Genomic DNA, 16,054 nt, shown 5'->3' with positions numbered 1-16,054 from the left:
GAGGGCAACAGCGATGCGATCCAACTCGGTGCCAAGCGGGTACCGCTCGCGGCTCGTCTGTCTCCTGTTCCTGCTTTCCACGGCGTTCGCTGCTCCGGCTGCCGTCGTCGCGGCCGATGCGCCGGCCGACAATCTTCCGTCCTGGAACGAGGGCGAGGCGAAGTCGACCATCGTCGATTTCGTCACCCGCGTGACCAGCGAGAACGGAGCGGACTTCGTGGCGCCGGAGGAACGGATCGCCGTCTTCGACAATGACGGCACGCTCTGGACCGAGCAGCCGAACTATTTCCAGGGCATGTTCGCTGTGGATCGCGTCAAGGCGATGGCGCCGGAACATCCGGAGTGGAAGGACAAGGAGCCATTCGCATCGCTGCTCAAGGGCGATATGGCGGCCGTCGCCGCCTCGGGCGAGAAGGCATCGTCGAACTCGTGATGGCGACCCATGCCGGCATGGCGACGGATGCGTTTACCAAGACGGTCAAGGACTGGTTTGCGACCGCCAAACATCCGCGCTTCAACCGTCCCTACAACGAGATCACCTATCTGCCGATGCGCGAGCTGCTCGATTATCTCCGGGCAAACGGTTTCAAGACCTACATCGTCTCCGGCGGCGGCATCGAATTCATGCGGCCGATGACCGAACAGATGTACGGCATCCCGCCCGAACAGGTCGTCGGCAGCAGCATCACGACGAAGTATGACCTCGATGGCGATACGCCGGTGCTGACACGCGAGCCCAAGATCGACTTCATCGACGACGGCCCGGGCAAACCCGTCGGCATCAACACGTTCATTGGCCGGCGGCCGATCTTTGCGGCCGGCAACTCCGACGGCGACTATGAGATGCTGCGCTGGGTAACAGCGGGCTCCGGTCCACGCTTCGGCCTGATCGTGCACCATACGGACGGCGAGCGCGAATGGGCCTATGACCGGCAATCGCCCGTCGGCAAGCTGGACAAGGCGCTGACCGAATCCGAACAGAGAAACTGGCTGCTGGTCGATATGAAACAGGACTGGCGCAAGATCTATACTTTCGACAAGTAAGGAGCGGACCATCAGCCACTTTGGTTGCGCGCCCATGTAGGTCGACTTTGCCTGCGACGTTCCGGCCGACGGATTCTAGTCTTTGAGGAGTTCCGGAGACGATGACCTACGGTTCGACAAAGGCGTCCAAACCGGTCTGTCATCGATAGGGATCGCCTTGGCGATACCGGGACCTGCGGAGGCATAAAGCTTGTCGTATCCAGGGACGAACTCGGACGATCATATCGTCGGCGTCAAGACTATCGGGGCAAAGTTACTGTTACGTACTTCCGAAACGGAGCGTCTGTTGTCACGTTAACCACCGAGGGAGAGGTCCGGTCCGGCTGCCAGTTTTGGTTGAGCGCTGGGCGGGCTGATGTGTCGTCACGGTCCCGGAGAAAATGATCCTTGAGAAATGGTGCGCCAGCGTATCGGGCCGGCGGCAAGGTCATCGATTGTCGATCAGGCGGGTAGGAAACAATGCCCAACGCGGCCGTACAGCGCGGACTTCTGAAGCTCATGCTGAAGCTTCCGGCGTTGCGCGGCCAACTGCAACTGCTGAGCGTCAAGAACCTTTCTCTTTCCAACCTCTGCGAGGCCTATGAAGAGGCGAGCTCCATGCTCGACCGGCAACGTAAGCTCGATCCGCTGGATCATTCGATGATCTCGGAGTATGAATTGATCTGTCGCGAGATCGAAGAAGAGGTAATTTCCATCTGTATCATCGATTCAGGCCGCGAACCTAGTCCATTGTGATTAACAAATAGCCTTATCGGGTTCATTCATTTCATGTAAATCCCGTGAAAATTCTATGGGATTTTCGATTGGTTCTTGCTCTATTTTGAAATGACTCATTTCCTTCGTGAAAATGTTTTGTGATGGCGCAATATTTTTCTTTTCGCCACTGCGGCTCTCGTCTAGAGTTCGTCTCGCGTTTGCACTCTCTTTGAGGTTGTGGGCAGTTGGGAGCGCATCATGGAAGCCAGAAATGCGGGTCAAGCAGCGCATTGTGCCGTTGCCGAATGTGACGCACGCCCTGCACTTGATCGTATTCTTGCCGATAGTCAGTTTCATGCGACTGAGCGCCACCGGAAACTCCTGCGCTACCTGGTCGATGAATTCTTCGCTGGGCGCTCGGGGCAGGTCAAAGCCTATACCATCGCGATCGACGTTTTCGGTCGGCCGGCTTCCTTTGATCCGGCAACCGATCCGATCGTGCGTGTTGAAGCTTCGCGCCTGCGCGCCGCGCTGACGCAATATTACGAGACCGTCGGCGATAAGGCGGGGCTTCGCATCGAGCTTCCCAAGGGCAATTACGTTCCGCATTTCGTGGTGAGCGACCGCTCACCGGACCCGTCGGAAATCGCGACGGCTCTCAAGGAGACGGCGAGTGAGCCGGAGGAACTGGTCGATGTCGCTCCCGCCATCGTCCAGCCGAAGCGTCGGCCGTTCGGTCTGATCGCCGTCGCTGTCGCAGGGACCGCGGTAATGGCTGGAGCCTTCTATCTCTCCGTCGTCGAGCGCCTCCCGTGGCAACCGGTGCTTTCCGCCAAGCCGACGATCGTCATCGACGTTCCGGCGGCCAGCGGAGCCGGTGCCGAAGAGCAGAGGAGGGCGGGCGACTATCTGGTCCACGCGCTGTCGCAGTTCTCCGCGGTGCGCACTTTGGCGCAAGCGCCGGCGCCGGGTGTCGATGTTGCATCGGTCACCGGCTGGGTCGCGTCGGCACCGCCGGTGAAGCTGCAGGGAAGCAAGGAGTACCGGCTCTCGGTCGCTTTCAGCGCTGACGTCAAGGAGCATCAGATCTCGTGGCAGGTTGTCGATGCGCAAAGCAATGAGGCGCTCCGAGCGGGTACGGCGAAAGCCGATATCGACAGCGGTGACGCACGAGCAGTTCAGGAAAAACTGCTGGCTCGGCTTGCCCGATCGCTCGCCGGCGAAGAAGGTGTCATCGTCAGCCTGGAGGCGGCGCGGCAGCTCGTGTCACCGTCGATCGGCCACGGTTGCGTGCTTCTTGCCGATGTCGCGCTGGCGCGGATCGACCCGGAAGGATTGGCTTCGGCACATGCCTGCCTGGAGCAATCGGTGACCTATCAGGCGACAGACCCTGACGTCCTTGCCGGCCTGGCCACGGTGCTGGTGGCGACCGGCGAGGCAAGCGCCTCGCCGACGGTGGCGGCGCGGGCGGTGAAGCTCGCGGACAAGGCCGTGGCTCTCGCACCGCAATCGAGCCAGAGCTACATCGCTCAGATGCAGGCGCGCTTCGCCTCAGGCGACACCGAGGCCGCGTTCATGTCCGGTCGCCGCGCCGTTGCGCTCAATCCGCTCGATGATGCCATTCCCGCTCGGCTCGGCCTGCTGCTCTTCGTCAGCGGGCAATATTCGGAGGGCGTGAGTCTTGCGCGGGTGGCGGAAGTGGGCTGCGAATATGTGCACCACGACGCGGCGCTCACGCTGGCGCTCGAAGACTACCGAAACGGCAAATATCGCGAAGCACTGACGCGTGCGCGCCAGCTCGCCAATCCCGCCGACACTGCCGTCAACCTCCTGCGGATGGCGGCGGCAGGTCAACTCGGCCTGACGAGAGAGGCCACGAGTGCCCTTGACGGCTTACAGCGGAACAAGGCTGGCTCGATGCGATCGATTGAGAGCGAACTCGCCGCGCGTGGTTACACGCCCGAACTGATCGCGCTTCTCGATGATGGTCTTGGCAAGGCCGGCGTCCGCCTCGCCAGCCTGCACTGATCGCTTGCGAGGCGTGGTTTTCAGTTCTCGGCGGCCACCCGCACGACCAGCTTGCCGAAGTTGCGGCCTTCGAGGAGCCCGATGAAGGCATTCGGGGCGTTCTCGATGCCATCGACAACGTCCTCCTTGTAGCGAACCTCGCCGCTGGCGATCCAGCCTGCCATCTCCTGGTAGAAAACCGGACGCTGATCGGCGAATTCGCGCTGGATGAAGCCCCTGATCAGCAGGCTCCTGCTCAGAACTTCCCGCATGACGCCCGGCAGCCTGTCGCCACCAGCTTGCGGACCGCCGGCCTGGTTGTATTGCGCAATCAGGCCGCAAACGGGCACGCGGGCGAAGTCGTTCAGCAGCGGAAACACCGCGTCCCAGACATGGCCGCCGACATTCTCGAAATAGACGTCGATGCCTTTGGGGCACGCGGCGGCGAGTTGCTCGGCGAAATCCGGAGCGCGGTGATCGATCACCGCATCGAAGCCGAGCACGTCGCGAACGAAAGCGCACTTGTCCGCACCGCCCGCGATGCCGACCGCGCGCGCGCCCTTGATGCGGGCGATCTGGCCGACGGCCGAGCCGACGGCGCCGCTTGCGGCGGCCACGACGACTGTCTCGCCCGGCTTCGGCTTGCCGATCGTCAGCAGTCCTGCATAGGCGGTGAAACCGGGCATGCCGAGAATGCCGAGCGCGGTCGACAGAGGTGCCGCCGAGGGATCGAGCTTGCGCAGGTCCGCACCGCGCGACAGGGCATAGCTCTGCCAGCCGGAATGGGAGAGCACGAAATCACCGTCGCTGAAATCCGGGTGGCGTGAGCGCACGACGCGAGCGACAGTGCCGCCCTCCATGACCGCGCCAATCTCCACCGGCTTGGCATAGGACCGGCCGGCGTTCATGCGCCCGCGCATGTAGGGATCGAGCGAGAGATAGAGGACCTTGAGCAGAACCTCGCCTTCGGCCGGCTCCGGGATTGCCGTCTCGACGATGCGGAAGTCGCTCGGCGTCGGTCGCCCCGATGGCCGGGCGGCCAGCAGAACCTGGGTGTTCGTGCTCATTGTCTTTCCTTCCTTATGCATGGCCGGATCTGCGCCGGGGTGCCATCCGACGGACGCTCGATTAGAGCATGTTGCGGCATGAAACCGAACGGAGGCCTACCGGCGCGTTCGGACGCCAAAATGGCGCCGCGGGCCCGGCCCTAAAGGGCGAGCCCGCGGCAACTCCCGCAAAAGCGTTCGATCAGGCGGCGTCAATCGCCTGCTTGATGTCGGCGATAATATCGTCCGGATGCTCGATGCCGATCGAGAGCCGGACATAGCCCGGTGTTACGCCGGTCTTCAGCTGGTCGTCCTCGGTAAGCTGCGAATGCGTCGTCGTCGCCGGGTGGATGGCAAGCGAGCGCGCGTCGCCGATATTGGCGACGTGGTAGAGCAGCTTCAGCCCGTCGATGAGACGGCGTCCCGCCTCTCGTCCATCCTTCAGTTCGAAGCCGACCAGGGCTCCATAGTGTCCATTCCGGAGATACTTCTCGGCGCGAGCCTTCGCTTCGCCCTTCTGGAATTTTGGAAAGATCACGCGCGCCACTTTCGGGTGGGTGCGGAGGAACTCGGCCACCTTGATCGCATTCTCGTTATGCTGGCGGATTCTGAGCGGCAGCGTCTCCAGGCCCTGGATGAACTGGAATGCGTTCAACGGACTGATGGCGGCGCCGAGGTCGCGCAAAAGCACCGCGCGGGCGCGCAGAATATAGGGATGGAAGGCGATCGCCTCGGCCTTTTCGAGCCAGGTCTTGCCCTGGTAGCTCGGGTCCGGCTCATGCAGGTTCGGGTGCCGCGTCTCATGGTCGTGCCAGGGGAAGCGGCCACTGTCGATGATCGCGCCGCCGATCGAAGTGCCGTGACCGCCGATATATTTCGTCGTGGAGTAGACGACCACTGCGGCGCCGTGATCGAAGGGGCGGATCGTCAGCGGTGCGGCCGTGTTGTCGACGATCAGCGGAATGCCGAAGCGCAAGCCGACTTCGGCCACTTCGGCGATCGGAAAGACCTCGAGCTTCGGGTTCGGCAGGGACTCGGCATAGTAGGCGCGCGTCCTGTCGTCCGTTGCCCGGGCAAAGGCCCCCGGGTCGGCGGCATCGACGAAGCGCACCTCGATGCCGAAGCTTTTGAGGGTCGCGGCAAAGAGCGCCCAGGTGCCGCCATAGAGGCCGGCGGCGCTGACGATGTTGTCGCCGGCACGGGCAAGGTTCAGCAGCGCGAAGGCCGATGCCGCTTGGCCGGAACCGAGCGCCAGTGCTGCTGCGCCACCTTCGATTTCCGCCAGCCGCTGCTCGAACGCATCCTGGGTCGGATTGGAGACACGGGTGTAGAGATGCCCGGGAGCCTCCAGCGCAAAGAGCTTGTCGGCGCCATCGGTGCCCGGCAGCTGATAGGAGGTCGTCTGATAGATCGGAACGGCGACGGCGCCGCTTGCCGGATCGAAGCGATAGCTGCCGCCATGGAGCGCCAGCGTTTCCGGATGCAGCCGTCCGCCGGGCTCGCGCAGCCCTGTCGGTGCCTTGATCTCGGCTGCTGGTTCTTCCGGCTTCTGATGGATCGTCATGCCATTTCTCCTTGGTTCTCAGGTTGATCGGCGCTGTCCGGTCAATCAGGCGGGCACGGCCGCCTTCTGCTGCTCCAGCAGGTCTGCATGGTGCTCGGCGGCGACATCGGGGTGCGAGCGCAGCCGGGATTTCAGCACGTTGCGGCCGACCTCGTGGAAGAGCGGGTTCTGCGGATCCTGGGTGACGCCGCGGACCTCGGCCGCAAGCGCCGGCGGCAGGTCGAGCACCGGGATGGTGGAGGCGAGGTTGGCGCCGAGGAAGAAGGCGACGGAAAGCCGGTCGCCGCCTGCAGGTGGCGTAACCACCCGGTGGATATTGGCGAGCAGATAGCCGTTCGACGCCAGTTCCAGGAGTTCGCCGACATTGATGACGAAGGTGCCGCGCTTCGGCTGCGCGTCGATCCAGCCGCCCTTGCCGTCATCGACCTGCAAACCGCCGACCACGTCCTGCAGCAGGATGGTGACGAAACCGCCGTCCTTGTGGGCGCCCACCCCCTGGTCGCTTTCCGTCTTGTCGCGGCCGGGATAGCGGATGATCTTCAGGAGCTGGTTGGGGCCATCGCGGTAGATCGGCCCGAAGACATCTGGCTGCTGGCCGAGCGCTTCGGAGAAAATCTCGATCAGGCGGATGCCGAGCCCGGTGACGGCGTCAATGTAGGCGAGGATCGCCGGCTTCAACTCGGGCAGGGCTTCCGGGAACTGGTTGGGGCCGATCAGCCGCTTCCACGGCGCATCCTCGGGCTTGACCTCAAGGCTCTGGCGCTCGGGGCCGAAATCGACCTGTTCGCGCCAGTCCTGGGTGCCGCGGGTATATTCGAGCCCGGCGCGATTGTAGCCGCGAAAATGCGGCGACTTGCGCATCTCGATTGCCAGCTTGTCATCCTCAGACAGTGCGAAGAAACGCCGCGAAAGCGAAAGGATACCGTCGATCTGTTCCTGCGGAATCCCGTGGCCTTCGAGATAGAAGAAGCCCACCGAGCGGGCAACGCTGCGCAATTCGTCGAGCGCCGTCGCCCGCTCGGGGTGGCCCGCCGCAAAGCGCGAAAGGTCGAGGACGGGTAGGGTAGGGGTGGTCTGGCTCAAGATCGTCTCCGTTGTTTCGTTAGGCGTGCCGCTGGCTGCCGAAACCCGCGGATTAAGCGGAGCGAGCAGGGGCACATCGAAGGACTTCGGGTGAGGCCGGCGGATGCGGCAGCAGCCGCAGTGCCTATTGGCCGCAAGGGGGTGCTGCGCGACAAAACGCTGGTCGTTGAACGGCGTTGGCTCATGGCATCCCCGCTTGTGTCGAGTGGTTCAAGCCTAACCGGCGGCGCTGATTATTCAATAATATCTATGGAAATTATGGACTAAATTCTGAGCGTCAGGCGAAGCAAACATTCGAACGGGCCGAGGTTCCGGGGAAATTCCGTCCGTCCCCTTCCATCTCGCCCTGGCGAGCGTGCCCTCGCGTGGAAATTGAAATACCGACGACTGCCCGGTGACGCAGCGGCGGAGCTGCAATGCCGTCACCTTAAGCCGCGCCGTGCACATCGCAGCAGGCGAACTCGCTTGCAGGCGGAAAATGAAAAGCCCCGTTTTGCTTTTCTGCAAAACAGGGCGTTGTAACGATTGGGTTGATCAGATCATTCCATCGTTCCGGAAGACGGAGGACGATCCTTCACGGCTGCGCAATTCTGGACGCAGAACACCCGAACTTGCTGGCCTCAGCAGCGGCCGAGGCTCGGTCGCGTCAGCAGTTCGTTGGTCAGATGTGCGCGCTTGTCTCCGCATTCCTCTGCCTCCTTGAGCAGCGATGCGAGCGCCAGCTCGAGACAGTATTGCACACCTTCGACATTGAGGGTCTTGGCGGAGTCTCGCGCATAGGTGACAAGGCGAGCCAATGCCAGTAGCTCCTTCTCCTTGTCTTCCGGTTCCACCGGTACAGCAAATGAAGACAGCATGATTTTCCCCAGCTCCCTATGGATCAGCCAGATCCAGTTCAGCGTGACCAATCATAGCGTGACTGCGCGGCAGTGCGCGTGACATGAGCGTGACACACGTTGTATGGGAAAACCGCGCGCTTAAGATGAGGCGTCAGGTTGACCGGACAACCTCTTCCACATGCTGGTAGAATTGAATTCCCAGTCTCGCACCACAACCGTTCGTTGGTTCGGCGCGTTGTGCAGTGCGTCGAGCAGAAGCAGCGCATCGATACGTTTCTGATCGACGAATTCGACGGCAAGCAGATCTGCGAGACACGTGCGGTCTGTTCCGGCGGGAAGGCGCGCGCGCTCGACAACCGCGGCCCAGGTGCGCTCCTTGTAGAAGACGCCGGCTGCCGCGGCGCGGACCGCCGCCACCGCTTCAACAGAAAGCAGCTGGCGATCCGCCAGGCGTCTGAGGGTCACGTCCACATTGACGAGCGGCAAGGTCAGCGGCAGGTATCCAAGCTCAGCCGGACTATGGATCAGGGCGACATCGGCATCGTCCACTCGCTCGCCTTGCGCATATTGCCGATAGATCTCGCCGATGCCCGTCATGCCGAAGGGAGCGCATTCGGCAGCGCGAAGCGCGCCCATGCTGGCTGCCCCGAAAACCTGAACGCCTTGCGTCAGTGCGTAGAGGATCTCCTTGTGCCAGACCGGCGCGACCTGTTCAAAGTTGCCGTCGATCAGACCGATAGCCGTTGCACCACGCTCGGTCGCGCGGAGAATGTCGCCCTGCATGGCAGGCGGCTGGAGCGTGATGGCGGCGCCCGCAACGCGGCGCGCGTCCGGCAGGGTCGGCCCGACGAAGACGATCTTCATCCGACCTCCAGTGCGCGTGCCAGCGCCCGCTCTCCGAAACGGCGCTTGCGCAGCCCATCGGGGTTTTCCAGGCCCGGAACGAGAACCTTGACGGCAGAGAACGGCACGGCCCCTTCTTCCACCAGCGGTACGACCACAACCGAGCGGATACGCGCCTCCCTGAGCCGCTGCATCAAGAAGCGCAGCAGCGCGGGCAGTCCGCCCTCGGCACCTGTGGGGATCGTCGTTTTCCGTTGCGGGACCGCCTCGAACAGGCGCCGCGTCTCGCCCGGAAGGGGGCGGATAAAGGTCTCGGGAAAGACGTCGTCGCGGGCGCCGCTGATATAGGTGAGCCTTGACTGGGCCGCCTCCGTCACGGCGCGGATGGCGGCTCTGCGCGCCACCAGGTGCGCACCGTGGCCGATTGTCACGTCGTGGTACCGAGGTTGCCGCGCGGTCAGAATGCCAGCATCGGCAAGTGTCGCCGCATAACAGGGGACGGCGACGTCGCTGGTCATGTCGAAGAGACGCAGGTTCAGGCCGCAAGCCGTGATCTGCCGCGCCATCTGGTCGAGGAGCGGGTCCTCGAACGATGCCGGATCAATGCACGTCGCGAGCTTTCCGCTTAGCGGCAGCAGGCGCCAGAGCGTTTCGGCGTCGCGCTCGATCCGCTCGAGCAAGCCATGCAGGATGGCTTCGGTCTCGGTGTTGCCGGAGGCAAGGCCATCGGAGGATTGCCAGTATCGGCAGCCCTCGATGGTTCGGTCGAGGGTGGTCGCATGAAGCGGCGCCCATGTGGTAGTTCCGTCTGCGAGATCGAATCCGCGAAGCCAGGCGACCGTCTCATCGTCGCCGAGATCGGGCTCGCCCGTCGCGACCAGACCGGGAAGCGTCAACGCCCGATCGCCGCTTTCGCACAATGCCCGCCGCGTCGCCATTCTGGTCGGCACTGCCGGCGCGCAGGCAACGGCGCGTTCGATCGCCTCCATGGCGGCCGAAACCTTGGCGTCGTTGTCGGTGATGCCTTTTCCTTGATTGATGACGATCGACCGCGCGTTCGGGGATATGGCGCTCCAGACCGGGATCCCGATCTTGTCGAGCCCGGTCAGGCGCGCAAGCCTGCTGACGCCGAATGTCGGCAAAAGCGGCTCGATGCGCCGAAGGGTCTCTTCGGACGGACAGGCACGATCGCTGTATGAAAGCATACCGGCCGTCGGATAACCGAAGCAATCATCCGACGGCCGATCAATTCCGGTGACTTGCGCCACGTGTCGGCGCTAGCCGTCCATGAACCCGCCGGAAACCGAACCGGACGAGGCCGCCACCACAGCGAGGTTCACGCCCTTGTGCACCGTTGCGCCACCGTTGACGCGCAGATCGTTGGCCGCTGCCAGCGGCCCCTGCGTCGGCGTCGGAATTTGCGTCACCGTTCCCGCGTCCAGATCCGCCATCCAGAGCCTGTCGTCGCCCGCCACGCCAATTACCACCACTTTCGCCATTTACCCCTCCTGGCTTTCGCTGAATGAAGACGTCAGAAACCTGCCTTGCGCAGGCCCTCGCAATAGTGGACTCGCTGCCACTCTTCCCTGAAGGGAACGATGGCCATCCATTTGTCGAGATCAAAATCCGGATGTACGTCGAATGTCTTGCGGACGAATTGGCGGGCCTTTTTCCTGTTGCCAAGCATGCCCCAACTCGCCGCCGACAACCGGTCTGCAGGCGTCGGATCGCGCATACGCTCGATATAGGCGATCGCCTGCTCGTACTGGCCAAGCGAATAGCTGGCGCCGGCTGCAGTCCAGAAATATTCATCCGGTGCGATCGGGTTGAGGTCGAGTGCCGCCTGGATCTTGCGTAGACCACCTTCCGGACGCGAGGCCTGCACCAGCGTGTCGGCATAGCTCGCGATCACGTTGGCATGCTGCGGGCTGAGCGCCTCCGCCTTGTCATGGTATTCCATGCTCTCATCGAATTGTCTCAGATAGAGCTTGACGACACCGAGCTCGCGATAGCCCGTTGCCAGCGTGTCATCGGCCCCCACCGCGTCGCGCGCATGCCTTTCCGCAAGCGCCAGCAACTCGCTGTCACCACGCGCCGTCAACAGCCACTCGAAGAAGTAGCTGCGCGCCAGCCCGCTCATCGCCGGCGCAAAGTCGGAATTCTCGTACAGCGATTCACGGAAACTCTTGCGAGCGCGCCGCACTTCCGGAAGGTTCAGCTGCTTGAGATAGCGCTGCCCCAGTAGGAAGCTGCGATAGGAGCCGACATTGGTTTCGTAGGTCTTGCGATGCGCCTCGTTGCGTTCCACCTGGCTGGCGATGGCATAGGCGATCTGGCGTGCGATCTCTCGCCTGGAGGTCATCAGTCCGTCGCCGTCGAGGTTGAAGCGGTCAGCCCAGATCACTTCGTCATTGGCAAAAAAGATCAGCTGCGTGAATAGCGTCAGCCGGCTGCCCTCGTCCGTCAGGCGAGTGTCGAGGATGTAGCTGATGGCGTGCTTCTGGTAGGTGTTTGCCTTGTCGGCCTGGAGGCTGATCTGCGCGGCCGTGTAGGGGGCGATGACCGAAACCGAACGAAGCGCGCAAAGGCCGATGGTGACGTCCTCGATCAAGGCGCCAGCAAACTGGGTGGCGGGACTGTCGATCGCTCCGTTGCTCGGCGGCAGCAGCACGACGCGCGGCGGACGCAAGTCCGCGGCCGCCTCGGAGGCCGGCGCAAAGATCGTCGAGGCTGGCCGCCATTCCGCGATCGCCGGAACGGCCGGCGCATTGCTGTGTGCAAGTGCTCTCGCTTCCAGGTGATTGCCTTCCAGCTGAAACACCTGGGTCAGGATCTTGCGCACCTCCTCGTCGAGCGGATTGCGCTCGAGGAGCCGCGCTGCCGCGGCCTTGACCAGCTTGCGATGACTCTTCGCCGCTTCCGGCGCGGCTGCGATGAGACTTTCGCGCAAGAGCGTCATGTGTTCGCCGCGCTGCCGTTCGATCCAGCCGTGCAGCGCTTGCCCCTGGGACTTCAGGTCCTTGAGAAAGTCCTCCTGGAATGTCGTTGCTGCCAGTTGGAAGCGGTTGAGCGCATCGCCCGGATCACGACTGATTTCGTCCAGGTCGCTCTGCAGTCGATCGACGTCGAGTCCGACCGACGATGGAGAGAAGCTCAGGAAATGACAGCCGAGTTCGTCCTGCCGTGCACTAATCCGGGAGATCGTCTTGCGCAGATTGACGAAGGCCTGACTGGGAACGACTTCGTCCCACAACAGCTTGGCGATGTCGTTTCTCGATTGTTCGCGATATCCGCCGACGATCAGATAGCAAAGGATAAGCAGACCCTTCTCCGGGAACGTCACTTCGCGCCCGTCCTTATCGACGAGACGCAAGCGCCCGAGGGTCTGCAGTCTGAATGTCATCCGGTCATTCCTGTCGGGTGCACACGATTATCCGTGCAGATCCTGGGCGTGGCTGGTTCCTGTACGGGTGCTCTCCGTCTCGGGCGTCTGGGCGACGGCGGCGACGAGCGAGATGATCTTCTTGCGCAGCACCGGATCGGTGATCTTCAGGAAGGCGCGGTTGAGAGCGATGCCTTCCTTCGACGAAACGAAAGAGGAGATTTCGCTCGGCTCGCGCGTCGTGTCGCCGTTGCGGGCAGCGGCGTCGTCGCCTTCCTGGAAGAAGAAGCTTGGATGCACGCCGAGGATATCGGCGATCGCCTGGAGGCGGCTGGCGCCGATGCGGTTGGTGCCTTTTTCGTACTTTTGAACCTGCTGGAATGTGATCCCGAGACCGTCGGCCAGCTTTTCCTGGCTCAACCCGGCCATCAACCGACGCATCCTGACGCGGGAACCGACAAAGACATCAATCTGGCTGGGGGCTTTTGTGTTCACTTGTATTTCCTCCGCACGTAGGAATGGTCAAATCATACATATGAGTTTGCTTGAATAAATCCCCTGATGCAATCACCACGGGCTAAAACGCGGAGATTTGCGGCGCCGTCCCGGTTTTCCAGGGGATGGGCCGGGCGATGCTGCCGTCACCGGGGCGCAAGCGCGCGAATTGTGGCGGGTCGCGTGCGTCACGTTGTCTCGACCGCGCCAAAATGCAAGGCGCCCCGCGCGAATCGATCCTGCGTCAATCTGCGTTCGGCGGCCCGAAGGGAGACTCATGCCCGGGCCTCATCGTCCCTTTTCAACGGCCTGTTACGGTCGCCGTTACTGTTACGTACTTGTGCTGCCCCCGATGCCGAAGATGCTGCGATCATACCGGTCCGATGTCCGCTCCTCACCTGCCAACAACGTGGCACAGGCGGCGACAGCACGGTGCCGGTTCGGATTGCTGCTAGACGCCGGAGAACCGTGATGCGCAGATTGACCCTGGCCTTGACCCTTTTCGCGATTGCCTCCGTTCCGGCCGAGGCCGGTCCGGCTACGACAAACGCGTCCGTCAATTTCCGGGAAGGGCCGGGCACCGCCTTCGACAGCCTCGGCACGATTGCGGAAGGCGCGGAAGTCGACGTCAAGGAATGCGACGATGGCGGCACATGGTGCGCGGTGAGCTTCAATGGCCAGAACGGCTTCGTCAGCGGCAAGTATCTGAACGATGCCGATCCCAAGGGGCTCGGCTGGCCACGCGCCTTCAAGACCGACAGCGGCGCGACCATTACGCTCTACCAGCCTCAGATCAACGCTTGGAAGGACTTCACCGATCTCGATGCGTTGATCGCCGCCGAATACAAGCAGTCCGACGATGCCAAGCCGATCTATGGCGTCATCGGGGTGACCGGCATGACCGACGCCGACAGCGCATCCGGCCAGGTCGTCGTATCGGACATCAAGATGACGGAGATCAATTTTTCCGTCCTCGACCGGAAGGAACTGGCGGATCTCGCCCTCGAGGTCGGCAAGCTGATGCCGGTCGGAACCATCACGGTTTCGGAAGACAAATTGACGGCGAGCCTGGCGGACTACGAGCGGCTCGGCAATGTCGAGGGGCTGAAGGCCGACCCGCCGCCGATCTTCGTCAGCAAGGCGCCGGCGGTGCTGCTGCAGACCGACGGCAAGGCGGTGTTCGCGCCGGTCAAGGGTGTCGAAGGCCTGTCCTTCGCGGTCAACACCAATTGGGACCTGTTCAAGGTCGATGCGGACAGCGCCTATTATCTGCGCAACGACAAGGCGTGGCTGCAATCGAAGGACCTGGCCTCGGGGTGGCAGCCTGCAGCGTCCCTGCCGGACATTTTCGGCAAGCTTCCGGACGACGACAACTGGAAGGATGCCAAGGCGGCTATCCCGCCGCAAGCGGACAAAGCCGTGGTGCCTGACGTCATCTATTCGGACAAGCCCTCCGAGTTGCTCGTGTTCGACGGCGAGCCGAAGCTGGAGCAGGTGCCGGGCACCGGGCTCAAGGTTGCGACCAACAGCGAGAGCGACGTCTTCTATCGCGATGCGGATTCCAACTGGTACATCCTCGTCTCCGGTCGCTGGTTTGCGAGCTCGTCCCTCAATGGTCCGTGGACCTTCGCGACGCCCAAGCTTCCCGAAGATTTCCAGAACATCCCGCAGGACGCCGCCTATTACACGGTGCGCTCGTCCGTTCCAGGCACGTCCGAAAACGCCGAAGCGCGGCTGAAGGCAAGCATCCCCGAAAAGGCGCGTGTGGCGCTCGACGGGTCGGTGAAGGTGGACGTGACCTATAGTGGCGATCCGAAATTCGAGAAGATCGACGGCACCTCGCTGACCTACGCCGTCAACACCAACGAGACCGTCATCAAGGTCGGTGACAAGTATTTTGTCGTGAAGGACGGCATCTGGTTCGTCGGCGATACGCCGACCGGACCCTTCAGCGTCGCCAAGGCGGTGCCCGACGAGATCTACAAGATCCCGCCATCCTCGCCCGTCTACAACGCCACCTATGTACGGATCTACGAGACCGAGCCCGACGCGGTCTGGTTCGGCTACACGATGGGCTATCTCGGTGCCTATCTCGCCTGGGATACCTTCGTCTACGGCACCGGCTGGTACTATGACGATTATTGGGACTATGGCTGGACTGGCGGCGGCTACTGGCCCTATTATCCGCGTCCCGTGACCTATGGCGTCGGGGCGTTCTACAACCCGGCTGTCGGAACGTTCGGCCGCTACGGCTATGCCTATGGCCCCTATCGCGGCATCGCCGCCGGTGCGGCCTACAATCCGCGCACCGGTACCTATATGCGAGGCGCTGTCGGCTACGGGCCGAACGGTGACCGGGGCTTCGTCGCCGCCTACAATCCGCGCACCGGCAACGCGGCGATTGCGCGTGGCGGACACAATGTCTACGGGAGCTGGGGAACGGCATCCGTCAAGCACGGTTCCGACTTTGCGCGCATTTCCGGCGGTTCGACTGCGGCCGGCGCGGGTGCCCGTTGGCGCACGTCAGAAGGCAACCATGGATTCGTCGCCGGTGGCAAGGGTGGCGACGTCTACGCCGGGCGCGACGGAAACGTCTATCGCCGCGACGACGGGCAATGGCAGAAGCACACGCCTGACGGCTGGCAGCCGGTCGACAAGCCTTCCATCCAGGACAGGGCCAAGGCGGGCGAACAGTTTTCCGCCAAGCATCCGGACGCTGTCCAGAACCTGAACCAGCGGATCGAATCCGGTCAGGGAGCACGAACGCTGGACCGCGCGCCCGATCACCTGGCCATCGACAATATCGGCCGACAGCTCGGCAACCAGCGTTCCTTCGAGCGTCAGTCCTTCGATCAGCGGCCGCTGAACTTCCCGAGCAGTGGAGGCGGTGGTTTTGATCGCCCGGGTGGCTTTGGTGGCGGCGGCTTTCAGGGAGGCGGTGGCTTCCACGGTGCGGGAGGCTTCCATGGGGGCGGCGGCTTCCGTCGTCGTTGATCCGCGGCGCGGCGAAAGGGCGTTGGTAGAACCGCCTACAGGTATGTTAGCATTTGTAAAA

At 62.8% G+C, this 16,054-nt stretch carries 12 protein-coding genes and 1 pseudogene; 4 read left to right on the top strand and 9 right to left on the bottom strand.

Annotated elements, in window-relative coordinates; all coding sequences use genetic code 11:
* Positions 1-13: 13 nt before the first annotated feature.
* From ACN9MO_RS25235 to ACN9MO_RS25225, 3 genes and pseudogenes are all read left to right on the top strand, one after another.
* Positions 14-1,044, top strand: a pseudogene (locus ACN9MO_RS25235) (HAD family hydrolase).
* A 459-nt stretch (positions 1,045-1,503) separates the two neighbouring features.
* Entirely contained in the window at positions 1,504-1,779 is a 276-nt protein-coding gene (locus ACN9MO_RS25230; protein ID WP_058324637.1) for a hypothetical protein, read from the top strand.
* 219 nt (positions 1,780-1,998) lie between these two features.
* Positions 1,999-3,768 (top strand): tetratricopeptide repeat protein, encoded by a 1,770-nt coding sequence (locus ACN9MO_RS25225; RefSeq protein WP_113133813.1) that lies wholly within the window; start codon positions 1,999-2,001, stop codon positions 3,766-3,768.
* 20 nt (positions 3,769-3,788) lie between these two features.
* Here ACN9MO_RS25225 and ACN9MO_RS25220 read toward each other — a convergent pair whose 3' ends face one another.
* From ACN9MO_RS25220 to ACN9MO_RS25180, 9 genes are all read right to left on the bottom strand, one after another.
* Positions 3,789-4,814, bottom strand: coding sequence for an NADP-dependent oxidoreductase (locus tag ACN9MO_RS25220; protein ID WP_113133812.1), 1,026 nt, complete (start codon positions 4,812-4,814; stop codon positions 3,789-3,791).
* A gap of 181 nt (positions 4,815-4,995) precedes the next feature.
* Entirely contained in the window at positions 4,996-6,357 is a 1,362-nt protein-coding gene (locus tag ACN9MO_RS25215) for an O-acetylhomoserine aminocarboxypropyltransferase/cysteine synthase family protein (protein ID WP_082615863.1), read from the bottom strand.
* A gap of 45 nt (positions 6,358-6,402) precedes the next feature.
* A complete protein-coding gene (locus ACN9MO_RS25210; RefSeq protein ID WP_425987141.1) occupies positions 6,403-7,440 on the bottom strand; it encodes an isopenicillin N synthase family dioxygenase in 1,038 nt (345 codons plus the stop codon).
* A 620-nt stretch (positions 7,441-8,060) separates the two neighbouring features.
* A complete protein-coding gene (locus tag ACN9MO_RS25205; protein ID WP_058328064.1) occupies positions 8,061-8,297 on the bottom strand; it encodes a hypothetical protein in 237 nt (78 codons plus the stop codon).
* 120 nt (positions 8,298-8,417) lie between these two features.
* Positions 8,418-9,143 (bottom strand): TfuA-like protein, encoded by a 726-nt coding sequence (locus ACN9MO_RS25200; RefSeq protein WP_113133811.1) that lies wholly within the window; start codon positions 9,141-9,143, stop codon positions 8,418-8,420.
* Positions 9,140-10,327: a YcaO-like family protein gene (locus ACN9MO_RS25195; protein WP_057251315.1), complete on the bottom strand. Its 1,188-nt coding sequence runs from the start codon at positions 10,325-10,327 to the stop codon at positions 9,140-9,142. Before ACN9MO_RS25195 ends, ACN9MO_RS25200 begins: the two co-directional genes overlap by 4 nt.
* A 72-nt stretch (positions 10,328-10,399) precedes the next feature.
* The gene (locus tag ACN9MO_RS25190) at positions 10,400-10,621 is read right to left on the bottom strand and encodes a hypothetical protein (RefSeq protein ID WP_057251314.1); all 222 of its coding nucleotides are present in this window, start codon (positions 10,619-10,621) and stop codon (positions 10,400-10,402) included.
* A 32-nt stretch (positions 10,622-10,653) separates the two neighbouring features.
* Positions 10,654-12,525, bottom strand: a complete 1,872-nt coding sequence (locus tag ACN9MO_RS25185) for an SARP family transcriptional regulator (RefSeq protein WP_113133810.1) — start codon at positions 12,523-12,525, stop codon at positions 10,654-10,656.
* 27 nt (positions 12,526-12,552) lie between these two features.
* Positions 12,553-12,999: a helix-turn-helix domain-containing protein gene (locus ACN9MO_RS25180; RefSeq protein WP_057251312.1), complete on the bottom strand. Its 447-nt coding sequence runs from the start codon at positions 12,997-12,999 to the stop codon at positions 12,553-12,555.
* 471 nt (positions 13,000-13,470) lie between these two features.
* On the opposite strand from ACN9MO_RS25180, the gene ACN9MO_RS25175 reads away from it, so the two are divergent.
* Positions 13,471-15,993: an SH3 domain-containing protein gene (locus tag ACN9MO_RS25175; RefSeq protein ID WP_425987140.1), complete on the top strand. Its 2,523-nt coding sequence runs from the start codon at positions 13,471-13,473 to the stop codon at positions 15,991-15,993.
* Positions 15,994-16,054: the final 61 nt, after the last annotated feature.

The sequence above is a fragment of the Ensifer sp. R-19 genome (assembly GCF_049905105.1).
In the GTDB taxonomy this organism is placed as follows: domain Bacteria; phylum Pseudomonadota; class Alphaproteobacteria; order Rhizobiales; family Rhizobiaceae; genus Ensifer.
The sequence above is the reverse complement of the archived record's forward strand: the minus strand, read 5'-3'. Positions and strand labels throughout refer to the sequence as shown.